At 72.2% G+C, this 20,262-nt stretch carries 23 protein-coding genes; 13 read left to right on the top strand and 10 right to left on the bottom strand.

The genetic code is table 11. The annotated features are described in order from the left end of the window. Positions 1-2: 2 nt before the first annotated feature. The 5 genes from MTP10_RS17185 to MTP10_RS17165 all read right to left on the bottom strand — a co-directional run bounded on the left by MTP10_RS17185 (position 3) and on the right by MTP10_RS17165 (position 5,174). Positions 3-1,829 (bottom strand): prolyl oligopeptidase family serine peptidase, encoded by a 1,827-nt coding sequence (locus tag MTP10_RS17185; RefSeq protein ID WP_310710459.1) that lies wholly within the window; start codon positions 1,827-1,829, stop codon positions 3-5. Positions 1,830-1,920: 91 nt separating this feature from the next. After that, positions 1,921-2,814 carry an amino acid ABC transporter permease gene (locus tag MTP10_RS17180; RefSeq protein ID WP_310710458.1) on the bottom strand — a complete coding sequence of 298 codons (894 nt, stop codon included), beginning with the start codon at positions 2,812-2,814 and terminating at the stop codon, positions 1,921-1,923. Next, positions 2,811-3,479, bottom strand: coding sequence for an amino acid ABC transporter permease (locus MTP10_RS17175; RefSeq protein ID WP_310710457.1), 669 nt, complete (start codon positions 3,477-3,479; stop codon positions 2,811-2,813). The genes MTP10_RS17180 and MTP10_RS17175 overlap by 4 nt, the downstream gene beginning before the upstream one ends. A 60-nt stretch (positions 3,480-3,539) precedes the next feature. Then, positions 3,540-4,400 carry a glutamate ABC transporter substrate-binding protein gene (locus tag MTP10_RS17170; RefSeq protein WP_310710456.1) on the bottom strand — a complete coding sequence of 287 codons (861 nt, stop codon included), beginning with the start codon at positions 4,398-4,400 and terminating at the stop codon, positions 3,540-3,542. An 18-nt stretch (positions 4,401-4,418) separates the two neighbouring features. Next, on the bottom strand, positions 4,419-5,174 hold the full coding sequence (locus MTP10_RS17165; RefSeq protein ID WP_310710455.1) for an amino acid ABC transporter ATP-binding protein: 756 nt from the start codon (positions 5,172-5,174) through the stop codon (positions 4,419-4,421). A gap of 136 nt (positions 5,175-5,310) precedes the next feature. Here MTP10_RS17165 and miaB point away from each other — a divergent pair, with 136 nt between their 5' ends. After that, positions 5,311-6,807 (top strand): tRNA (N6-isopentenyl adenosine(37)-C2)-methylthiotransferase MiaB, encoded by a 1,497-nt coding sequence (gene miaB / locus MTP10_RS17160; protein ID WP_310710454.1) that lies wholly within the window; start codon positions 5,311-5,313, stop codon positions 6,805-6,807. Between the two features lie 7 nt (positions 6,808-6,814). Here the strand turns inward: miaB and MTP10_RS17155 are convergent, their stop codons facing one another. Next, a complete protein-coding gene (locus tag MTP10_RS17155) occupies positions 6,815-7,213 on the bottom strand; it encodes a hypothetical protein (RefSeq protein WP_310710453.1) in 399 nt (132 codons plus the stop codon). A gap of 540 nt (positions 7,214-7,753) precedes the next feature. On the opposite strand from MTP10_RS17155, the gene MTP10_RS17150 reads away from it, so the two are divergent. From MTP10_RS17150 to MTP10_RS17135, 4 genes are all read left to right on the top strand, one after another. After that, positions 7,754-8,317 (top strand): hypothetical protein, encoded by a 564-nt coding sequence (locus MTP10_RS17150; RefSeq protein WP_310710452.1) that lies wholly within the window; start codon positions 7,754-7,756, stop codon positions 8,315-8,317. Positions 8,318-8,401: 84 nt separating this feature from the next. Continuing rightward, the gene (locus MTP10_RS17145; RefSeq protein WP_310710451.1) at positions 8,402-9,187 is read left to right on the top strand and encodes an isocitrate lyase/phosphoenolpyruvate mutase family protein; all 786 of its coding nucleotides are present in this window, start codon (positions 8,402-8,404) and stop codon (positions 9,185-9,187) included. A 60-nt stretch (positions 9,188-9,247) separates the two neighbouring features. Next, positions 9,248-9,931, top strand: coding sequence for a hypothetical protein (locus tag MTP10_RS17140; protein WP_310710450.1), 684 nt, complete (start codon positions 9,248-9,250; stop codon positions 9,929-9,931). A gap of 68 nt (positions 9,932-9,999) precedes the next feature. Continuing rightward, positions 10,000-10,350 (top strand): hypothetical protein, encoded by a 351-nt coding sequence (locus MTP10_RS17135; protein WP_310710448.1) that lies wholly within the window; start codon positions 10,000-10,002, stop codon positions 10,348-10,350. A 25-nt stretch (positions 10,351-10,375) separates the two neighbouring features. Here MTP10_RS17135 and MTP10_RS17130 read toward each other — a convergent pair whose 3' ends face one another. The 3 genes from MTP10_RS17130 to MTP10_RS17120 all read right to left on the bottom strand — a co-directional run bounded on the left by MTP10_RS17130 (position 10,376) and on the right by MTP10_RS17120 (position 12,232). Then, a complete protein-coding gene (locus MTP10_RS17130; RefSeq protein ID WP_310710446.1) occupies positions 10,376-11,290 on the bottom strand; it encodes a ribonuclease Z in 915 nt (304 codons plus the stop codon). A gap of 61 nt (positions 11,291-11,351) precedes the next feature. Next, on the bottom strand, positions 11,352-11,954 hold the full coding sequence (locus MTP10_RS17125; RefSeq protein ID WP_310710444.1) for a nucleotidyl transferase AbiEii/AbiGii toxin family protein: 603 nt from the start codon (positions 11,952-11,954) through the stop codon (positions 11,352-11,354). Positions 11,955-11,998: 44 nt separating this feature from the next. After that, positions 11,999-12,232 carry a hypothetical protein gene (locus tag MTP10_RS17120; RefSeq protein ID WP_310710442.1) on the bottom strand — a complete coding sequence of 78 codons (234 nt, stop codon included), beginning with the start codon at positions 12,230-12,232 and terminating at the stop codon, positions 11,999-12,001. A 237-nt stretch (positions 12,233-12,469) separates the two neighbouring features. On the opposite strand from MTP10_RS17120, the gene MTP10_RS17115 reads away from it, so the two are divergent. After that, the gene (locus MTP10_RS17115) at positions 12,470-12,988 is read left to right on the top strand and encodes a methylated-DNA--[protein]-cysteine S-methyltransferase (RefSeq protein WP_310710440.1); all 519 of its coding nucleotides are present in this window, start codon (positions 12,470-12,472) and stop codon (positions 12,986-12,988) included. Between the two features lie 36 nt (positions 12,989-13,024). Here MTP10_RS17115 and MTP10_RS17110 read toward each other — a convergent pair whose 3' ends face one another. After that, the gene (locus tag MTP10_RS17110) at positions 13,025-13,255 is read right to left on the bottom strand and encodes a hypothetical protein (protein ID WP_310710439.1); all 231 of its coding nucleotides are present in this window, start codon (positions 13,253-13,255) and stop codon (positions 13,025-13,027) included. Positions 13,256-13,338: 83 nt separating this feature from the next. On the opposite strand from MTP10_RS17110, the gene miaA reads away from it, so the two are divergent. From miaA to MTP10_RS17075, 7 genes are all read left to right on the top strand, one after another. Next, positions 13,339-14,244 (top strand): tRNA (adenosine(37)-N6)-dimethylallyltransferase MiaA, encoded by a 906-nt coding sequence (gene miaA, locus MTP10_RS17105; protein ID WP_310710437.1) that lies wholly within the window; start codon positions 13,339-13,341, stop codon positions 14,242-14,244. Positions 14,245-14,341: 97 nt separating this feature from the next. After that, positions 14,342-14,842 (top strand): SigE family RNA polymerase sigma factor, encoded by a 501-nt coding sequence (locus tag MTP10_RS17100; protein WP_310710436.1) that lies wholly within the window; start codon positions 14,342-14,344, stop codon positions 14,840-14,842. After that, positions 14,839-15,630, top strand: a complete 792-nt coding sequence (locus MTP10_RS17095; protein ID WP_310710435.1) for a hypothetical protein — start codon at positions 14,839-14,841, stop codon at positions 15,628-15,630. The genes MTP10_RS17100 and MTP10_RS17095 overlap by 4 nt, the downstream gene beginning before the upstream one ends. 106 nt (positions 15,631-15,736) lie before the next feature. Then, a complete protein-coding gene (gene dapF / locus MTP10_RS17090; protein ID WP_310710434.1) occupies positions 15,737-16,549 on the top strand; it encodes a diaminopimelate epimerase in 813 nt (270 codons plus the stop codon). Between the two features lie 51 nt (positions 16,550-16,600). After that, positions 16,601-17,356 (top strand): SCO6745 family protein, encoded by a 756-nt coding sequence (locus MTP10_RS17085; RefSeq protein WP_310710433.1) that lies wholly within the window; start codon positions 16,601-16,603, stop codon positions 17,354-17,356. A gap of 19 nt (positions 17,357-17,375) precedes the next feature. After that, positions 17,376-19,652 carry a tetratricopeptide repeat protein gene (locus tag MTP10_RS17080; protein WP_310710432.1) on the top strand — a complete coding sequence of 759 codons (2,277 nt, stop codon included), beginning with the start codon at positions 17,376-17,378 and terminating at the stop codon, positions 19,650-19,652. A 217-nt stretch (positions 19,653-19,869) separates the two neighbouring features. Beyond that, positions 19,870-20,232, top strand: coding sequence for a phosphomannose isomerase type II C-terminal cupin domain (locus MTP10_RS17075; RefSeq protein ID WP_310710431.1), 363 nt, complete (start codon positions 19,870-19,872; stop codon positions 20,230-20,232). The last annotated feature ends 30 nt before the right edge of the window (positions 20,233-20,262 follow it).

Raw genomic sequence — 20,262 nt, 5'->3', positions numbered from 1 at the left:
CGTCAGCTGAAGATCTGCTGGTAGAAGGCCAGCTCGGCGGCGAGGGCGGTCGCGACGGTCTCGGTGCGGCGGAACCCGTGCGACTCGCCCTCGAACGCCAGGTACGTGCACGGCACCCCGCGCTCGGCCAGGGCGTCGGCGAACGCCTCCGACTGCTCGGGCGGCACGGCCGGATCGTCGAGCCCCTGGAGGAGCAGCATGGGGCAGGTCACCCCGCCGACCAGGGCCAGCGGCTCCCGTTGGGCGTACAGCTCCGGGTCCTCCGGGCCGACCAGCCACTCCACGTACCGCGACTCGAAGTCATGGGTGTGGGCGTTGAGCGGCGCGAGCGCGCTGATGCCGTAGTAGGACACCCCGCCCGCGAACACGCCGGACCGGCAGCAGGCCGCCATCACGGTCCAGCCGCCCGCGCTGCGGCCCCGCACCGCGACCCGGCCGGGGTCGGCCAGGCCCTCGCTCGCCAGCCACTCGGCCGCCGCGACGACGTCCTCCACGTCCACCACGCCCCACCGGCCCCGCAGCAGCTCGCGGTAGGCCCGGCCGTAGCCGGTGGAGCCGCCGTAGTCCACATCGAGGACGCCGATGCCGCGCGAGGTCAGCAGGGCCTTCTCCAGGTCGAGCGCGGTGCCGGCGTGCGCGGTCGGCCCGCCGTGCACGAAGACCACGTACGGCGGGAGCGTGCCGGGCTCGCCCGCGGTGGGCGGGTAGAGGTGGGCGTGGACGCGGCGGCCGTCGCGGCCGGGCAGCTCCACCGCCCGCGGCGACGGCAGCAAGGCGCGGTCCGGCAGCCTCCCGGCGTCGCGGGCCAGCGTCTCGGCCTTCCCCGTCGCCGTGTCCACCCGCAGGACGGTCCGCGGCGCCGTGGGACCGTACCCGACCCCGACCAGATCCCCGCCGTCCACGGCCAGCGCCGGGTCCCACCCCTCGCAGGGGACGTCCAGGTCGCGCAGCAGCCCGGACCCCGGGTCCAGCACACCCAGCCGCAGGTCGCCGCGCCCGTGCAGCACCGCGAGCCGCCCGTCCCCCAGCACGCCGTACGGCAGGCCGCCCAGCCGCCACAGCGGCCCGGCGAACTCCTCCTCGGCCGGGTACAGCGCCCGGCAGTGGCCGCCGGCCACGGGGACCTCGTGCAGGTTCCACCAGCCGGAGCGGTCGGAGACCAGGTAGAGGTGGCCGTCGTCCTTCCACTGGGGCGCCAGGACCGACTCGGACGGCCCGCCCGCGACCGTCCACGAGACGCCGTCGGCCAGGCGGGTGACGCGCAGCTCGGTGCCGTGCCACGGCATGCGGGGATGGCTCCAGCAGACGCAGGCCAGGTGCCGCCCGTCGGGGGAGAGGGTGGGGAAGGCGTAGAAGTCGGCGCCGGTGACGTGCTCGCGCGGATCGCCGGGCCGGTCGAGGGCGAACGAGACGACGGAGCGCGTCACCTTGCCGTCGTGGTGGCGCTCGCGCACGCACCACACGCGGCCGTCGCGGACCAGCAGGTCGGCGTAGCGGGAGCCGTCGTCCGCCGGGGTGAGCGGCACGGGGTCATCATGGCCGAGGTAGAGGCGCTGGTCGGCGAGGTTGCAGAAGACCACCTCGCCGGCGGGCGTCACCGCGTAGGGCCGGCCGCCGTACTCGTGGACCCGGGTGCGCGCGCACCACGGCGCGGCCAGCAGCTCGCGGCGCGTGCCGTCGGCGGCGCGGCGCACGATGGTCGTCCGGCCGCCCTCGTCCGGCCGGTCCTCCGTCCACCACACCTGCCCGTCCTGCGCGGCGGGCCAGGCCGGCCGGAGCCCGGACCGGGCGACGTCGGTCGTGGAGATGGGGGAGCGCCAGAAGGGCATAGGGGCATCCTGCCGGAAGATCAGAGACAGTGAAGGGCGGTCACCCGACCAGGTGACCGCCCTTACCCGTGTTCCGGTGTTCCCGAAGGGATCAGTCGATGACGACCCCGCCAACGCCACCGGCGGCCGCGCCGATCATCGCGTCGGGCGGCTCGACCGGGCCGGTCGTCAGCTTGCGGCTGCGCCGCGTGCGCCGCTCCAGCAAGTTCGCCAGGTAGCTCAGCGACATGTTGAGCGCCACGTAGATGATCCCGATGACGATGGCGGCCGGGATCAGCGACCCGAAGAACACCGCGGGCAGGATCTTGAAGCCGGTGTTGAGCAGGTCGACGTAGGCGATGATGTAGCCGAGCGCGGTGTCCTTGAGGAGGACCACGAGCTGGCTGACGATCGCCGGCATCATCGCGGTGACGGCCTGCGGCAGCAGCACCATCCGCATCACCTGGTTCTTGCGCATGCCGATGGCGTAGGCCGCCTCCGACTGCCCCTTCGCCACCGACAGCACGCCGGCCCGGACCACCTCGGCCAGCACCGAGCCGTTGTAGAGGGTCAGGCCGAGCACCACCGCGAAGAAGGCGTAGTCGCCGCCGCCCATCACGCTGGGCGCCAGGTAGAAGATGAAGAAGATCAGCAGCAGCAGCGGGATGGCGCGGAAGACCTCCACGACCAGGCCCGCCGGGACGCGGATCCAGGCGTGGTCGGACAGCCGGGCCAGGCCGAACACCGCGCCGAACAGCAGTGCCAGCACCGCGGCCGCCGCCGCGGCCTTCAGCGTGCCGATCAGGCCCGGGATGATGAACTCCTGCCAGGTCGAGGCCTGGAGGAACGGCTCCCAGATCTTGCCCGCCCACTGGCCCTTGGCGTCGAAGCCGCGGTAGACGCCGTACAGGACGGCGGCCACCAGCACGACGCTGACGACCGTGAGCAGGTGGTTGCGCACCCTGGCACGCGGGCCGGGGGTGTCGAACAGAACGTTCGTGCTCATCGGACCACCGCCAGCCTCCGGGACAGCCACCCGGTGAAGTAGCCGATCGGCAGGATCAGGACCATGAAGGCCGCGATGACGCCGAGGAAGATCGGGATGGAGGCGCCGGTCGTATCAAAGACGATCTTCATCGTGGCCGCGGAGTCGGTGAGGAGGCCGCCGGCGGTCGCGACCGTCGTGTTCTTGATCATGGCGATGACCACGCTGCCCAGCGGCGCGATGACCGCCCGGAATGCCTGCGGCAGGATGATCATGGTCAGGGTCTGGAAGAAGGTCAGCCCGATCGCCCGGGACGCCTCGGCCTGCCCCACCGGCACCGTGTTCATGCCGGCGCGCAGCGCCTCGCCGACGAAGGCCGCGGTGTAGACACCCAGGCCCATCGCCACGAGCCAGAAGGAGTTGGTTTGAGGCTGGCTTGAGAAGACCAGGCCGAGCTGGTCGCTCAAACCCAGCGCGGAGAAGGCCAGCACCAGTGTCAGCGGGGTGTTGCGCACCACGTTGACGTAGACCGTGCCGGCGGCGCGCAGCACCGGCGTCGGCGAGACGCGCATCCCCACCAGGACCGTGCCGAGGATGAAGGAGACGACCAGCGCCACGAGGGCGAGCTTGACGTTCTCCAGGAAGCCCTGAGCGAGCTCGGGCGCGTAGGTAATCAGTTCGTCCATCGTGCTCCACCGCATAGGACGGCGGCGACCGGGTCGCCGGCCGCCGCCTCGGACGTGTTACTAGGCGCAGCCCTCGGCCGGCGGCGCGGTCTCGGACAGCTTCAGACCCTGGATGCCGCCGAACCACTTCTGCAGCAGCTGCTTCATGGTCCCGTCGTCCCACAGCGCCTTCACCGCGGTGTTGACGGCCTCGCAGGTCTTGGTGTCGCCCTTCTTCAGGCCGATGCCGTACTTCTCGTCCGTGAAGCCCTGGCCCAGCACCTTGAAGTTGCCGCCCGCCTGCTTGGCGAAGCCCGCCAGGATCAGGTCGTCGGTGGTGAGCGCGTCGAGGTTGTTGCCGCCCAGCTTCTGCACGCACTCGGAGTAGCTGGCGGCGTCGACCGTCGTCGCGTCGAGGTCGAGCTGGCCGTCCGGCGGCGGGTCGGTGATCCGCTTGTAGGAGTTGGAGCCCGCGGCCTTGCAGATCTTCTTGCCCTTGAGGTCCTGGGGCGTGTTGATCGAGGTGTCGTCCTTGCGCACCATCACGTCCTGGTGGGCGATGACGTACGGCCCGCCGAAGGTGACCTTCTTCTTGCGCTCCTCCGTGATGGAGTACGTGGCGAAGACGATGTCAACGGTGCCGTTGGCCAGGAACGGCTCGCGGTTGGACGACGCCGACTCCTTCCACGTGACCTTGACATCCTTGCCGCCGGCCATCTTGTTCAGCACGGCCTTGGCCACGTCGACGTCGAAGCCCTCGGGCTCGGCGCCCTTCTTCAGACCCAGGCTCGGCTGGTCCCACTTGGTGCCGACGACGACAGTCCCGCCGTCCTTGACCTTGTCCGCAAGGCTGGCGTAGGTCTTGTCATCGCCTCCACAGGCGGCCAGACCGCCCACCATGGCTGCAAGCGAGAGCACCGCTCCGGTTCGACGCATGTGCATGTGTACCCACCTCAATAGTCAGTGCGTGAGAATCTTCGACAGGAAGTCACGCGCCCGGTCGGTCTGCGCGTTGGTGAAGAACTCGTCCGGGGTGTTCTCCTCCACGATCTGCCCGTCGGCCATGAACACCACCCGGTTGGCGGCCTTGCGGGCGAACCCCATCTCATGCGTGACGACCACCATCGTCATCCCGTCACGTGCCAGCCCGACCATGACGTCGAGCACCTCCTGGACCATCTCCGGGTCCAGAGCGGAGGTCGGCTCGTCGAACAGGATCATCTTCGGGTCCATCGCCAGGGCCCTGGCGATCGCCACCCGTTGCTGCTGCCCGCCGGACAGCTGCGCGGGGTACTTGTCCGCCTGGGCCGCGATCCCGACGCGCTCCAGCAGCTCCATCGCGCGCTTGTCCGCCGCGTCCCTGGCCACCTTGCGGACCTTGAGCGGCCCCAGGGTGACGTTCTCGCGGATCGTCTTGTGCGCGAAGAGATTGAACGACTGGAACACCATGCCGACCTCGGAGCGAAGGCGGGCCAGCGCCTTGCCCTCGGCCGGCAGGGGCTGACCGTCGAAGATGATCTGTCCGCTGTCTATCGTCTCCAGCCGGTTCATCGCCCGGCAGAGCGTTGACTTACCGCTACCCGACGGGCCGATCACCACGAGGACCTCGCCACGGGAGACGGTCAGGTTGATGTCCCTCAGGACGTGCAACGTCCCGAAGTGCTTGTCGACGTTCTCCAACTTGACCAGTGGAGTGACGTCCCCGTTCTCCGTCATGGGTCAAAACCTAGGGTGCGTTAGGACGCTGCGCACTAACCAGGTGGTACCGATCCGATCACATCATGCCGTCGAGCTGGACTTTTGGCCCCGTTCGGTCTCCTCAAGCCCTACAACGACTACTCTAGAACGCGCCATGACTCTGACCCACGAGAGCCCCCGCACGTACGAGGTCCGCACGTACGGGTGCCAGATGAACGTGCACGACTCCGAGCGGCTCTCGGGCCTGCTGGAGGACGCGGGCTACGTGCGCGCGGCCGACGGCGACAGCGCCGACGTGGTCGTGTTCAACACGTGCGCCGTCCGCGAGAACGCCGACAACCGCCTGTACGGCAACCTCGGCCATCTCCGCCCCGCCAAGGTCGCCAACCCGCGCATGCAGATCGCCGTGGGCGGCTGCCTCGCGCAGAAGGACCAGGGCGAGATCGTCCGCAAGGCGCCCTGGGTGGACGTGGTGTTCGGCACCCACAACATCGGCTCGCTGCCGGTGCTGCTGGAGCGCGCCCGCGTCGCCGGCGAGGCGCAGGTGGAGCTGAAGGAGTCGCTGGAGGTCTTCCCCTCGACGCTGCCCACCAAGCGCGAGTCGGCCTACGCCGCCTGGGTGGCCATCTCCGTCGGCTGCAACAACACGTGCACCTTCTGCATCGTGCCGTCGCTGCGCGGCAAGGAGAAGGACCGGCGTCCCGGGGACGTCCTCGCGGAGGTCGAGACCCTGGTCGGGCAGGGGGTGCTGGAGGTCACGCTGCTCGGCCAGAACGTCAACACCTACGGCGTCGAGTTCGGCGACCGGCTGGCGTTCGGCAAGCTGCTGCGGGCCTGCGGCACGATCGACGGGCTGGAGCGGGTCCGCTTCACCTCCCCGCACCCGGCCGCGTTCACCGACGACGTCATCGCCGCCATGGCCGAGACGCCCAACGTCATGCACCAGCTCCACATGCCGCTCCAGTCCGGCTCCGACCGGGTCCTGAAGGCGATGCGCCGCTCCTACCGCGCCGAGCGCTACCTCGGCATCATCGAGCGGGTCCGCGCCGCCATGCCGGACGCGGCCATCTCCACCGACATCATCGTCGGCTTCCCCGGCGAGACGGAGGAGGACTTCCAGGCCACCCTCGACGTCGTACGGCAGAGCCGCTTCGCCAACGCCTTCACCTTCCAGTACTCCATCCGCCCCGGCACCCCGGCGGCGACCATGGACGACCAGATCCCGAAGGAGGTCGTCCAGGAGCGCTACGAGCGGCTCGTCGCGCTGCAGGAGGAGATCTCCTGGGAGGAGAACAAGAAGCAGGTCGGCCGGACGCTGGAGGTGCTGGTCGCCGAGGGCGAGGGCCGCAAGGACGACGCCACCCGGCGGCTGTCCGGCCGCGCCCCCGACAACCGGCTGGTCCACTTCGCGGCCGGCGAGGAGGCGCCGCGGCCGGGCGACATGGTGACGGTCGAGGTCACCTACGCCGCGCCGCACCACCTGGTGGCCGACGGCGCGGTCCTCGGCCTGCGCCGCACCCGGGCCGGCGACGCCTGGGAGGCCCGCCAGGGCGCCGCGGCCGAGGCCGCCAAGGGCGTCATGCTGGGCATGCCGTCCATCGGGCGCCCGGCCGTCGCGCCGGCCGCCTCCGTGGGGGGCTGCCCGGCCTGAGCCGAGGTCACCGGCCGCCGAGGAGGCGGTAGCAGTAGTCCCGGCGGAAGTCGGGGAAGGTGGCGCACGGGTCCGGTGCGGGAAGCGGGTCGCCGGTGACGGCGCTCGCCGTTTCCGGCTCCTGCCGGCGGCGCTCGGCGGGTCCGGCCGGGACGTCCGGCTCGGCGGCGGGCGCGGGAAGCGTACGGGGGTGTGGGGGCGCGGCCGGAGCGGGCGACGCGGCCACCCGCGCGGCGGGCGTCGAGGTCTCGCCTTGCGAGTCGTCCGTCTGCGGAGACGGGGACGGCACCGGCCCGGATGGGGCGGTCTCCTGACGGCTGTCCAGGGCCTCGGGGAGGGCGGTCCCCGGGCGGGGGGCGGGAGCGGGCTGCCGGGGGGACTGCGCCGGCGTGACCCAGGGGGACATCACCGGCGGGAGTCCCAGCATGGGCGGTTGCGGCTGCGGTGCCCGGTCCCGGTGTCGGGCCGGCGGGCGGACGGGTTCGAGCCAGCTGTCCGGGTCCAGAGCGCCCGGGGCCCGGGCGAGCGCCGGGGTGGGGCCGGGCACCTGTCCCGGCCGGCCGTTCCCCCAGCCGTTCGCCCAGTCCGTCGGCCAGCCGCCGGGCCTCGGCGCGCGGGCCCGGGGAGGCGCCGGAAGGCTGGAGACAGCGGTAAGCCGGCTTTTCTGATCATTTGACGATGCGCTTTTCTGGACGGGCCGTGGCGTGCCGATGAATGCCAGCAGAACCCCCATTCCGGCGATCATGAGCACTCCGGCCACACTCGCCGCCGGCGCCATCCGGTCCTGACTACCTGCGCGAATGCACTCAAGGCGGGACAAGTCGTGATTCCTTTGTGATTGATGCTGTGAATGGTGCGCGAGCATTCCACTGATGCCGCTAGTGTGGTCCATCACCCGCGGAAGCCGGCGAGCTTTCCCGATACGACCGCAGGGAGTTGTGGCACCATGCAAGATCCGAACGAGCCGGATCGCCAGGAGATCCTCGCAGGACCGGGCGACGACCCCAGACCGCCCAGGTCTGCTCGTACCACCCGTAAGAGCCGCAAGACCATCCTCATCGCCGCGTCCGCACTCGTGGCGGTGCTCGGGGCGGGCGGCGTCGGGTTCGCCCTCGCGGGCGGCGGCTCACCGGCCACGCAGCAGAGCGGGCCCGCCCAGAAGGGCTCCCCGGAGGCCGACGCCGGCCTGGCGGGCGACGAGGAAGCCTCCATGGGCGACGCGGTCACGGACGACCCCGGCGACGGGGGCACGGCCGCGGACGCGGACTCGGGCACCGCCACTACCGGCACCGACTCGGCCGCGGACCCCGGCGCCGACTCCGGCATCGACTCCGGTACGACGGACACGGGCGCGGCCGGCAAGGACAGCAAGACGGCCACGGGTTCGGCGAAGAAGCCCACGGACTCGCCGGCCAAGCCGGTGCAGAACCAGCCGGCCGACCCCTCCGACGGCGCCGCGGACGGCCCGGCCGGTCAGGTCGCGGGCCAGTGCGCCACGAGCGGCTGCTGACGCTTCCCCTCCCCGAACTGGTTCGGCCCTTCGCGCTCCCAGTGGACCTGTGACCCGGTCCGCCGCCGCCCTAGGGTCGGCCCTATGACGAGCGACGAAGAGACCGTCGGCGACGACCGGCCGCCTGCCCAGGGGGAGGCCGCGACCCTGCTGCGGAGCCTGCACGTGCCGGGCGACCCGCTGGTCCTGCCGAACGCCTGGGACGCGGCCTCGGCGCGGGCCGTGGTCGAGGCCGGGTTCCCCGTGGTGGCCACGGGCAGCGCCGCCGTCGCGCCGGTCCTCGGGTACGAGGACGGCGAGGGGACGCCCGCCGCCGAGATGATGGCCGCGATCGGCCGCATCGCCAGGGCCGTCCCGGTCCCGGTCACCGCCGACGTCGAGCGCGGCTACGGCCTGCCGCCGGCCGAGCTGGTGGAGCGGCTGCTGGCCGCCGGGGCCGTGGGCTGCAACCTGGAGGACTCCGACCCGCGTACCGGCGAGCTGGTCGATCCGGGCCGGCAGGCGGAGTTCCTGGCCGGGGTGCGGGCCGCCGCCGGGCCGCGACTGGTGATCAACGCGCGGGTGGACACGTACCTCGCCGGCGACGGCACCCGTCAGGAGGCCGTGCGGCGCGCGCGGCGCTACCTCGACGCGGGCGCCGACTGCGTCTACCCGATCGGGGCGAACGACGAGAAGGAGATCGAGCGCCTGGTCGCGGAGGTCGGCGCGCCGGTCAACGTCCTGTTCCGGCCGGGCGCCCCTCCTCTGTCCCGGCTCGCGGAGCTGGGCGTGGCCCGGGTCAGCTTCGGCCACGGGCTCCACGGGGCGGCGCACGCCTACACGAAGCGCCTCATCCAGGCCATCGCCGAGGGCCGCGACCCGTACGCGTGACCGCCCCCTGCGCTCTGTCCCGTGCCTACGGGGGCGTACGGGTGGGCATACGCTGGGCGTGTGCTTGTCGCCGCGGCGGTCTGCCCGCATCCGCCCTTGATCGTCCCCGAGCTGGCCGGCGCGGCCGCCCACGAGCTGGACGGCCTGCGCGCGGCCTGCCGGGAGGCGCTCGCCGAGCTCGACGCCGCCGCCCCCGACCGGCTCGTCGTGGTGGGCGGAGCCGAGTCGGCCGGTTCGTACGGCGGCCGGTCGGCGGGCACCCTCCGGCCCTGGGGCGTGGACGTCACCGTGGGCGAGGGCGAGCCGGTGCTGCCGCTGTCGCTGACCATCGGCCGCCGGTTGCTGGGCGAGCGGCGGGCGGACGGGTTCGAGGCTGTAGCGTTCGACGCGGAGCCGGCCGGATGCCTGGCGCTGGGGGAGACGCTGGCGCGGGAGGGCAGGGTGGCGCTGCTGGTCATGGCCGACGGCTCCGCCCGGCTGACCCCGAAGTCGCCGGGCTACCACGACCCGGCCGCCGAGCCGTACAACGACCTCGTCGTCCGGGCGGTGGCCGACGCCGACGCGGCGGCGCTCGCCCAGCTCGACCCGGGGGAGGCCGCGGGGCTGTGGGTGGCCGGGCGCGCCGCCCTCCAGGTCCTCGCGGGCGCGGCGGGCCGGGAAGGCTCCGGAGGAGGGCTCAAGGGGCGGCTGCTGGCCGATGCGGCCCCCTACGGCGTCGGCTACTTCGTGGCCACCTGGACCTGACCACGGCTGCCCCGGGCCTGACCCTGGTCGCGGCGCCGCGCTCGCGCGCGCGGCGCTAGGTTGACGTTATGCCGCTCGTCGCGATCACCTACGCCCCGCACGTCGCCGAATCCAGGCTGCGCGAGCTCGCTTCGGCGCTGCCGCACCTGGTGTCGAAGGCTGTGGAGTGCCCCGAGGAGCCCTATGACGGCGACCTGCGGCCCGGGGACGTGGACCTGAGGTTCCGGCCGTACGGCCCGCTGGACCGCGGCGGCCTGGACGTCGTGATCGAGGTGCGGTCGAAGTGGTTCGAGAGCAGGGCCGCGAACCGTCAGGAACGCGTTGACCTGCTGCACGAGGGCATCGCCGCCGCGACCGGGCTGGACGACTTCGGCGTCTACCTCTCGCTCCCCGTGGCCGCCTGGTCGCAGGGCGGCTGACCGGCACACCGGTGAGGGCCCGCCGTCACCGGACGGTCAGGTGGCGGGGGCGGCGGGGGACGGGGACGGTCGTCAGGTCACGGGCGAGGACGACGTCGCCGTCGTAGTGGCGGCGCGCCTCGGCGAGGAAGACCGGCTCGTCGGCGAAGCCGTACCGCTCCGAGAAGTGGGTGAGGACCAGGCAGCGGGCGCCCGCGCGGGCGGCGACGAGCCCGGCCTGCTCGGCGGTGAGGTGGCCGTACTCCCGCGCGAGCGACTCCTCGGCCGACAGGAACGTGGACTCGACGACGAGCAGGTCGGTGCGGTCGGCCAGCTCGTAGACGGCGTCGCACAGGCGGGTGTCCATGATGAAGGCGAAGCTCTGGCCCGGCCGGACGACGCTGCACTCGTCGAGGGTGACGCCGCGGACCGACCCGGTGCGCTGCAGCTCGCCGATCTCCGCGCCGCGGATGCCGTGGGCGGCCAGCCGGTCGGGCAGCATGCGCCGGCCGGTGGGCTCCTGGAGGCGGTAGCCGTAGGACTCGACGGGGTGCGACAGGCGGCGGGCGGTGAGCTGCCCCAGGACGGCGTGGTCGCCGTCGAGGGGGTGCTCGGCGATGACGTCGGTGTCGGCGAAGGCGGCGGCGTGACGCAGTCGCTGCCAGTAGGTACGTCCGGAGGCGGGGAACAGGGCCCGTACCGGGTGGCGCACCTTGTCGCGGGCGATGCGCTGGACGACGCCGGGCACGCCGAGGCAGTGGTCGCCGTGGAAGTGGGTCAGGCACAGCCAGTGCACGTCGCTCGCGCTCAGCCCGGCGTACGCCATCTGCCGCTGCGTGCCCTCGCCCGGGTCGAACAGGTAGCCCTGACCGTCCCATCGCAGAAAGTACCCATTGTGGTTACGGTGACGGGTAGGCACGGCGCTGGAGGTGCCGAGGACTACGAGCTCGCGATTTGACACGAGCGTGATGCTAGACGCTCGATGCGGCTATGTGGCGATTCCTGCCCCAAGCGACGCGGCATCAGGAATGCTCGGCGTCGACATACTGTTCCCAGCGCTGGAAACGCTCGCGGAGCTCTGTGATGTCGTCGGCCGTCAGGCCGTGGTGAGCGAGTGCTTGATCAGGGATCCGTCTGAGAGCGGATAGAGCTATCGCGAACATGGCCTTGTCGAACCCTGGATCAGCTTCGGCAGCGAGTCGGCTCAGCTCGTCCATGGTGTAACGGCCACTGCGCAGCACCGCGTCGACGTCGACGAAGTCACGGACTTCGGCCCGGCTGTAGAGGGCGGCCACCTTGTTCGCGACAGCGTCGTCCTGGTGCAGAACAGGGCCGATCTCCAAACGGACCGGTGGATGGGCGCGCCAGTCGACTGCCATTTCGACCTTCGCGGAACGCCCCACATCGTCAATGACCAAAAGGCGGGCGAAGCCGGGACCCTCCTGGGTGATCTCAGCCTTCATGCCGGCTTCTCGGTATGCCGTCAAGGCAGCGCGCACTGCGAGGTCGAAGTCTCCTCCGGCCGACGTGAAGAGATCAACATCCTCTGAACGCCGGGTGAGGAACCCGTGAGCTTGCACGGCATAACCGCCTGCGAGTGCGAAGCCGAAACGCTCGGTCGCCATCAACCCGATCTTGGTTGCCCGTACGTGCAGAGGGTCCATGGTGGCTACGCGGCCCGCACCAGATGACGGAAGCGGGCTTCCCATGTCTGCCTCGCCAGGACGGGGAGGAAAAGGCGCGGCCAGACGCGGATCAGGATTGAAGCGTTCAGGTAGGTGCGTAGGTCGTCGATGTGAGCCGCCTCACGGATGACACGCTCGTACATGAGGCCCAGTTGGGCATCGTCATCCAGGTCGTAAACCCGCTGCTCCGACCAGTCGAGGTGGGTGGGCAGCTCCACCACGCCAGCGACCGGCCCGACCAGCTCGTCGAGACGAGCTGGAACGAGATACGACCGGCGGCTTGCGTATCGAGACCGAGAATTCACACCTACAGTCTGCCCATTTCGAGACGCCTCCGCAGCTCATCACCGGCTCGTCCGTTGGTGTAACTCGAAAGAAATTTCTACCCATTGTGGTTACGGTGACGGGTAGGCACGGCGCTGGAGGTGCCGAGCACCACGAGTTCACGCGAGGACATGATGACCACAGTGGCGTTCGCCGAGGTGTCGACCCCGGTGGGGACGCTGGTGCCCGCCGTCACCGAGGAGGGGCTCGTCGCCCTCGGTTGGGGCAGGGCCATGGCGGCGCACGAGCGCCTGGGGCCCGGCCTGGCTGAGGTTCATGACCCGGATCGTACGGCCTTGGTGGTCTCCGAGCTGAACGCTTATTTCGCCGGAGAGCTCCGGGTCTTCGAGACCCCGATCGACTGGCGGCTGACCTCGGGCGCGCGGCGGGTGGTGCTCCAGGCGCTCCACCGGGTGCCCTACGGCACGGCCGTGACGTACGGGGAGCTGGCCGCGCGCAGCGGTTCGGCCGTGCCGGCCCGCGGGATCGGCTCCATCATGGGCTCCAACCCGATCCCGATCGTGGTGCCCTGCCACCGCGTGATCGCGGGCAACGGGCTGGGCGGGTTCAGCGGCGGCGAGGGCGTGGAGACGAAACGCCGGCTGCTGACCCACGAGGGCTACCTGCAGCCGATGCTGCTGGACCTCTAGCCCGCTCCGCCGGCTCGGCCGTCCCGGGGCCGAGGGTCAGCCCTCGGTGCCCTCGGCGGGGCCGTCCTCGTCGCCCAGGTCCTGGCCGGGGCCCGCGGTGGTGCCCCTGGGGCCGCCCGTGGTGCCGCCGGTGGGGCCGCTCGTGGTGCCGCCCGTCGCGTCGGCCGGGCGGTCGCGCAGGCCCTCCATCGGATCGCCCTGCTGGGGTACCTGGTGGTGCTTGCCGTGCGCCCCGAACATGTCCTTGATCTTCTCGATGATGGACATCTGATCCCCCGATCAGTGATCCCCCGGACGGTGCCGGGGGCCGTCGGTCATCCCATACCCCGACAGTTGACACACTTATCGGTGTGCGCCAGCAGCCAGTCATCGCCGTCGTCGGTCCTACGGCCGCCGGGAAGTCCGACCTCGCCGTGGACATCGCCCTGCGGTTGGGGGGCGAATGCGTCAACGCCGACTCCATGCAGCTCTACCGGGGCATGGACATCGGCACGGCCAAGCTGACCCCGGAGGAGTGGCGCGGCGTCCCCCACCATCTGCTGGACATCTGGGACGTCACGGTCACGGCGAGTGTCGCCGAGTACCAGAAGCTGGCCAGGGCGCTGCTCGACGCGCTGGCGGTGCCCGTGCTGGTCGGCGGCAGCGGCCTCTACGTGCGGGCGGCCGTCGACGACCTGGAGTTCCCCGGCACCGACCCGGCGATCAGGGCCCGTCTGGAGGCGGAGCTGGCCGAGACGGGGCCCGCGCCGCTGTACGAGCGGCTGACGCGCGAGGACCCGGTCGCCGCCGCGGCGATCCTGCCCAGCAACGGCCGTCGCATCGTGCGCGCGCTGGAGGTGATCGAGCACTCCGGCCGGCCGTTCTCGGCGACCATGCCGTCCTACGAGGGGGTCTACCCCTGCGTGCAGATCGGGCTGGAGGTGCCGAGGCCCGAGCTGGACGAGCGGATCGCCCTGCGGGTGGAGCGCATGTGGGCGGCCGGCCTGGTGGCGGAGGTGCGGGGCCTGCTCGACCGGGGGCTCGCGCGGGGCCGCACGGCGAGCCGCGCCCTCGGGTACGCCCAGGTGCTGCGCTTCCTGGAGGGGGAGTGGACGGAGGAGCAGGCGTTCGCCGAGACGGTCCGGGCCACCAGGCGCTTCGCCCGCCGCCAGGAGTCGTGGTTCCGCCGTGACCCGCGGGTCCGCTGGCTGCCGTACGACGCACCCGACCTGCTCGACCGCTCCCTGTCGCTCATCGCGGGCGGCGCCACGGCCTGAGAGCCCGCACCCACGGAATCTCGTCCGGGACACCTGTCATCCGAACGCGCCTCCCAGGCGGTAGTCATCGCCGGAGACGACGATACGGAGAAGGTGGATGGACGAAGAGTTCGCCGCATACGTGGCACACCGGCACTTACGGCTGTGCCGTATGGCCTACCTCCTCGCCCGGGACTGGGGCACGGCCGAGGACCTGGTGCAGACGGCACTGGCGAAGGCGTGGGTCGCCTGGCGGCGGATCGAGGGCAACCCCGATCCGTACGTCTATCGCATCATCGTGAACACCCACGCCTCGTGGTGGCGCCGGCGCTGGCGCCGCGAGGTCCCGGCCGAGAGCGTCCCCGAGACGGCCGACACCCGTGACCGGGCCGCCGAGGTGGACGACCGGACGGCGCTGTGGAGCGCGATCGGCACCCTCTCCCCACGCCAGCGCGCGGTGATCGTCCTGCACTACTTCGAGGGACGGACGCTCACCCAGGTCGCCGACATCGTCGGCTGCTCACTCGGAGCGGTGAAGAGCCAGCTGAGCCGGGCCCTCACCCGTCTCCGCGTCGATCCGGACATTCAGACCATGAACCTGGAGAGGGTCCAGCGATGAGGCACACCGAGAGCGACCTGCGCGACTTCCTGGCCGAGCACGCCCGGCACCGGACCGGCGGCGAGCCGTCCCCCCAACTCGACGCGATCGTACGGCGGGGCCGCCGCATGCGGCGTACCCGGCGTGCGGCGACGGCCGTGACGGCGACGGCGCTGGCCGTCACCGCCGCGGGACTGGTGAACGGCCTGGTGGCGGGGCCACCCCGGGCGCAGCATGCGGCGGTCGCGCAGCGTCCGGTGGACATGGCCCAGGTCAAGACGGGCCCGGAGCTGCCCGGGGAGTTCCACGTGGTGCTGGGGGCCGAGGAGTACGACCTCCCCCTCCTCCACTCCGAGCGGTTCGCGACGACGGGCGTCGGCCGGACGGTGACCTTCGCTCCGACCAGCTTCTCCACCGGGTACAAGGTCGTCTGTGACGATCCCCGGGCCTGGGTGGTCACGGTGCTTCCGCTCAAGGGCGGTGAGACGGGCGGTACGGCCGGGCGGTGCACGGGAAGAGGGGGCGGGCACCACGACGAGCTCTCGGCGCCCTCCGGCTGGCTGAAGGGTCCGCAGTCCCTGCAGGTCTGGGTCTTCCCGGCTGACGCTCCGGTGCGGGAGGCGGCGAAGGCTCTCACAGACTGCAGGCCGGCCCCCGAGTCCAGGTCGAAGGGCTGTGACGACGAGTCGGTCCAGGCCCGGGCGCTGATGCGCCCCAGAGTGCGCGAACGGCTGTCCGCCCTGGTCGGCGAGCGGCCGGGCAGGTGGGCGGTCGGCGTCTACGACCGGCCGGCCGGAGGCACGCCCTGACCGGGCGGCGAACCGTCGGCGGAAGCCAGGGGCGCGCGGGTCCCGCCGCGCGCCCCGGCGCGGGCCGCTGAACAGCTGGTCCCCGGGCTGGGCATAAAATTGCTCAATGCGCTTTCTCAAGGGGCACGGCACCGAGAACGACTTCGTCATCCTGCCCGATCACGACGGCGAGCTGGACCTGCCGGCTTCGCTCGTGGCGACCATCTGCGACAGGCGCGCCGGCATCGGCGCCGACGGCGTGCTCCGCGTGGTCCGGACCAAGCTCAGCCCGGAGGTGTCCGACCTGGCGGGCGAGGCCGAGTGGTTCATGGACTACCGCAACGCCGACGGCCACGCGGCCGAGATGTGCGGCAACGGCACGCGCGTCTTCGCCCGCTACCTCGTCGACGCCGGCCTGGCCGAGCCGGGCGAGTTCGCCGTCGCGACCAGGGGCGGGGTCCGGAGGGTGGCCCTCGACGTCTCCGGGGACGTGACGGTCGACATGGGCCTGCCCGTCGTGCACGGCCGCAGCGTCGCCACCGTGGCGGGCCAGGAGTTCGAGGGCCTGCACATCGACATGGGCAACCCGCACCTGGCCTGCGCCACCGGCGAGCCGGTGGTCCAGCTCGACCTCAGCCACCAGCCGGCCTTCGACACGTCGATCTTCCCCGGCGGCGTCAACATCGAGCTGTTCAACCCGGTGGGCCCGGCGCGCGCGGTCATGCGCGTGTACGAGCGCGGCTCGGCCGAGACCCGCTCGTGCGGCACCGGCGCGGTCGCGACGGCCGTGGCGGCGGCGGCGCTGAGCGGCGACATCACCGGCACCTGGACCGTCGAGGTGCCGGGCGGCACGCTGACCGTCACGCTGGGCGTCGAGACGAGCTACCTGGCGGGCCCGGCGGTCATCGTCGCGGCGGGGGAGCTGATGCTTGCAGAATGATGTTCTCCTGAGGGATGCTCGGTTCACTTTTCGAACCGAGAGGGGTGGACCATGGCGGATCCACGTACCACCGCGCGGCTGGTGAAGGGACCCATCGGTCAGTACGGCGGCGGCTTCATGGTCTCGCGCGAGGCCAAGGCGCTGTGCGAGAAGCTCGGCCTGGGCGCCCGCGAGCTGTACTTCCGGGGCCGCTGCGGGGTGCTCGGCGAGTGCGCTGCCGACGTCGTCGCCTCGGTCGCCGTGTTCTTCCCGCGCGCCCACGTCGAGGAGAGCTGGAACGGCGGGCGCCGGCTGCCCGTCGGCGAGGCCGTCGCGCTCTACGCCGGCGCGTGCCACGCCTGGGGGCGGCGCCGGCTCGGCGACCACGACGGCTGCGGCCGGATCGCCGAGCTGCTCGAACGGGTCGTCGAGCACGCCCCCGCGCCCGGGGCGCCGCTGTTCGCCGGATGGCGGGCCGTACCCCTGCCGGACGATCCGCCCGCGCGGGCGGCGCACCTCATGCACGTCGTCCGCGAGCTGCGCGGCGGCCTGCACGCCAACGCGGTGATCGCGGCGGGCATGGACCCCCTCGACGCGATGCTCGCCGCCGGGCACGACGGATCCCCGTTCGGCCAGGTGACCGGTGAGGCGATGGCCGCGTTCTTCCAGTGGCCGGAGCCGTATCCGCAGCCGGGGCCGGAGCTCGTCGCGCGCCGAGCGGCCGTGGAGGACACGACGGACGATCTCCTGGCACCGGTTTTTTCCGTGCTGAACAGTGACGAATCGGACGAGCTCATCGAGCTTCTGCGTTTTGGGCAGGCTCGTTGACCTGGCAGACTGGCTTGCCATGGACGTGGACATCTGGGCCTGGGTCGGCGATACCCAGCAGCAGCTTTCTGAGGCGGGCAACGTGGGCCTCGCCATGGCGCTGGGAGACCTCCCCGCACAGGCCTACGAGGGCCGGTACCCGCAGCTCGACGTCATGGCTCCGGCCATCGCGCAGCAGGCGGAGACCCTGGAGTTGCCCTGGCTGGAGTTCTACGCCCGCTACTGGCACCTGATCGGCCGCGTGGGCGACCGCGCCCAGGGCGCGGTCGCGGTCGGCGACGCCGAGCAGCTTCTCGCGTTCGCCGAGCGCGAAGACGTCCGCGACTGTCCGGCGGCCCCGGCGGCCGTCGAGGCACTCGCGCTCGCCTGGGCCAACGCCGACGGCCCGGGCTACGCGCCCCAGCGCCTGGAGAGGCTCGGCGCGGCCATCGAGGCCGCCGACCCGGCCGGCCCGGTCTACACCGGGCTGGTCACGCAGTACGTCTCGGCCCTCACCGACGCGGGCCGGGCGGACGAGGCCGTCTCCTACGCCGAGGCCGCCGTCGAGCGGCTGAGCGCCGCCGGCCGCCAGGCGACCTGGGAGCTGGGCGCGGAGAGCGCCCGCGCGCTGCTCGCCGCCGGCCGCGCCGAGGACGCGCTGAACGCGCTCCAGGCCGCCGCCGACTTCCAGGCCGACGACCCGGTGGCCAAGCCCCACCGCGACGGTGTGCGCCGCGCGCTCATCCTGGCCACGCTGGGTCGCGTCGCCGAGGCCGTCGACGCGCTGCCCGACCTCGACGTGGTGGGCGAGCACCCGGGCGACTGGGTCGAGTGGACCCGCGCCGTCAGCCTGCTGGCCGGCTCCTCCCAGATCACCAACACCTGGCAGCTCGGCCGGGTGATCCGCCAGTGGATCGACTACTTCGGCATGATGGGCGGCTACCGCTCCCGCGTCGAGCTGGCCCTGATCGCCGGTGACCTGGCCATCGCCCGGCAGGGCGTGTGGCAGGCCCGGCTGCTGGCCGGCCTCGCCGAGTCCGGCACGGTCGAGCTGCGCGACAGCACCGGCCTGGCCGAGCGGATCGCGGCCCTGCGCGCCGCCGCCGACGCGACCCCCGAGCCGCCCGCGCCGGGCCCCGTCGCCGAGCGCGTCGCCTACTTCGACGCCGCCGACGGCCACAACGCCGACCCCGAGCGCTGGGCCGGCTGGCTCTCGCCGCTGTCCGGCCAGGACCTCGAGACCACCCGCCGGCACGCCACCACGCTCGGCTACCTCGGCTACCCCGCCACGGGCGCCGACATCTACTGGAAGCTGCTCGTCGACGAGGGCGACGTCGCGACCGCCGACGCCGACGACATCGCCTACCTGACCACGCTGCTCGTCGAGGCCCGCCAGGACGAGCGGCTGGAGCAGATGGCCGCGATGCTCCCGCACGACCAGCAGCAGCTCACGCTGGCCCGCCTGCACATGGCCCGCGAGCGCTGGCCGGAGGCGCTGGAGGCCGCCGAGCACGCCGTCGCGGCCGGCTCGGGCATCGAGGGCCGCCGGATCGTCGCCGCCGCCGCCCAGCAGCTCGACGACAACGCCAAGGGCGCCCAGGCGCTGCTCGCCATCCTCGACGAGCTCACCGAGGAGGACACCTGGCGCATGGTCGTCATGGCCACCTCCGCCGAGGACTGGGACACCGTCCGCAAGGGCGCGGCCAAGATCGGCATGCCGATCAAGACGACCACGGGGCCGATCGAGGAGGAGATGGGCCTCATCCGGGTCATCCTCCCCGCGCCCGACGGCGGCCAGCGCCAGGTGCTGTCCATCCGCACCGGCCCGGCCACCGCCCGGCTCGCCCTGCCGCAGCCGCGCGGCATGGACTACAACGCGGGCGACCTCGTGGTGTTCGACCCGCAGCTGCTGGAGCCGGTCCCGGACGACCCCCAGGAGGCGCAGAACTTCGTGCCCCCGTTCGCGGCGGTGCGCATCCTGCGGCCCGGCGGCTACACCAGCTACTTCTTCGACGGCGCCGCGCCGAGCGAGGAGGACTGGGCGGAGTTCACCGAGGTCATGGCCGAGCGCGGCTGGCCGATGTGGGTCTACAGCGACGACAACTACACGATCACCCACCCCACCAGCGGCGAGCCGCTGCCCGGCGTCTTCGGCTGGGTGGCGGTCCCGCCCGGTGTGTCGGCGGTCGAGGTCGACGCCCTGCTCGACGACGCCACCGAGCGCTGGTCGCACCCGCTGGCCTGGCTCGACCTGGCGCGCGAGGTCGACGTCGAGGTGGAGCGGCACGAGCGCATCGTGAAGGAGTACGGCCTCTAGCCGAGGTCACGCGGACTCGGGCGCCCGCGCACGGGCGCCCGGGTCGTGGTCGCGGTCGGGTGGTCCGGTGAGGGTGATCCGCCGGGGCGTGCGAATGGATCACCTGGTAACTTGCGCTCCGGATCGGAGAACGGCCCGCGACGCGCCCCGGGCCCTCTCCGATGCCGTGAGACCTCGCGCGGGGGGCACTGCCCGCGCGACAGACGTGGAGGGGACGATGCAGGACATCGACAGGCTGGCCGCGGTCATCCGGGACGAGCGCCCGTGGGGCGGCTTCGAGCGGTTCACGCTCAACGAGCCGTCCACCGTGAAGATCATCGAAGTCCTGCCCGGGGAGCGGCTCAGCCTCCAGCGGCACGAGCACCGCGACGAGCTGTGGGTGGCGCTCGACCCGGGCAGCGTGTTCGAGGTCGACGGCAAGCGCCTGGAGCCCGAGGTGGGCGAGCGCATCCTGATCCGGCGCGGCCAGACCCACCGGCTGAGCTCGTCCGGCCCGGCCACGCGCATTCTGGAGATCGCGTTCGGCCACTTCGACGAGGACGACATCGAGCGACTTGAGGACTCCTACGGCCGCTCCTGACGGCCCGCAGCGGCCGGCGGCCTTGTTCGC

This window comes from Nonomuraea sp. 3-1Str (genome assembly GCF_031570565.1).
Taxonomy (GTDB): Bacteria; Actinomycetota; Actinomycetes; order Streptosporangiales; family Streptosporangiaceae; genus Nonomuraea.
This window is presented reverse-complemented; position numbering and strand designations above follow the sequence as displayed.

What these genes read in the sequence shown, in the direction of transcription:
- MTP10_RS17095 (WP_310710435.1), top strand. Translation starts at nt 14,839, where the DNA reads ATGAGGCACACCGAGAGCGACCTGCGCGACTTCCTGGCCGAGCACGCC.
- MTP10_RS17135 (WP_310710448.1), top strand. Translation starts at nt 10,000, where the DNA reads ATGCCGCTCGTCGCGATCACCTACGCCCCGCACGTCGCCGAATCCAGG.
- MTP10_RS17110 (WP_310710439.1), bottom strand. Translation starts at nt 13,255, where the DNA reads ATGTCCATCATCGAGAAGATCAAGGACATGTTCGGGGCGCACGGCAAG.
- MTP10_RS17075 (WP_310710431.1), top strand. Translation starts at nt 19,870, where the DNA reads ATGCAGGACATCGACAGGCTGGCCGCGGTCATCCGGGACGAGCGCCCG.
- MTP10_RS17080 (WP_310710432.1), top strand. Translation starts at nt 17,376, where the DNA reads ATGGACGTGGACATCTGGGCCTGGGTCGGCGATACCCAGCAGCAGCTT.
- MTP10_RS17085 (WP_310710433.1), top strand. Translation starts at nt 16,601, where the DNA reads ATGGCGGATCCACGTACCACCGCGCGGCTGGTGAAGGGACCCATCGGT.
- dapF (WP_310710434.1), top strand. Translation starts at nt 15,737, where the DNA reads ATGCGCTTTCTCAAGGGGCACGGCACCGAGAACGACTTCGTCATCCTG.
- MTP10_RS17125 (WP_310710444.1), bottom strand. Translation starts at nt 11,954, where the DNA reads ATGGCGACCGAGCGTTTCGGCTTCGCACTCGCAGGCGGTTATGCCGTG.
- MTP10_RS17150 (WP_310710452.1), top strand. Translation starts at nt 7,754, where the DNA reads ATGCAAGATCCGAACGAGCCGGATCGCCAGGAGATCCTCGCAGGACCG.
- MTP10_RS17100 (WP_310710436.1), top strand. Translation starts at nt 14,342, where the DNA reads ATGGACGAAGAGTTCGCCGCATACGTGGCACACCGGCACTTACGGCTG.
- MTP10_RS17185 (WP_310710459.1), bottom strand. Translation starts at nt 1,829, where the DNA reads ATGCCCTTCTGGCGCTCCCCCATCTCCACGACCGACGTCGCCCGGTCC.
- MTP10_RS17165 (WP_310710455.1), bottom strand. Translation starts at nt 5,174, where the DNA reads ATGACGGAGAACGGGGACGTCACTCCACTGGTCAAGTTGGAGAACGTC.
- MTP10_RS17170 (WP_310710456.1), bottom strand. Translation starts at nt 4,400, where the DNA reads ATGCACATGCGTCGAACCGGAGCGGTGCTCTCGCTTGCAGCCATGGTG.
- MTP10_RS17180 (WP_310710458.1), bottom strand. Translation starts at nt 2,814, where the DNA reads ATGAGCACGAACGTTCTGTTCGACACCCCCGGCCCGCGTGCCAGGGTG.
- miaB (WP_310710454.1), top strand. Translation starts at nt 5,311, where the DNA reads ATGACTCTGACCCACGAGAGCCCCCGCACGTACGAGGTCCGCACGTAC.
- MTP10_RS17115 (WP_310710440.1), top strand. Translation starts at nt 12,470, where the DNA reads ATGATGACCACAGTGGCGTTCGCCGAGGTGTCGACCCCGGTGGGGACG.
- MTP10_RS17145 (WP_310710451.1), top strand. Translation starts at nt 8,402, where the DNA reads ATGACGAGCGACGAAGAGACCGTCGGCGACGACCGGCCGCCTGCCCAG.
- MTP10_RS17175 (WP_310710457.1), bottom strand. Translation starts at nt 3,479, where the DNA reads ATGGACGAACTGATTACCTACGCGCCCGAGCTCGCTCAGGGCTTCCTG.
- MTP10_RS17155 (WP_310710453.1), bottom strand. Translation starts at nt 7,213, where the DNA reads ATGTCCCCCTGGGTCACGCCGGCGCAGTCCCCCCGGCAGCCCGCTCCC.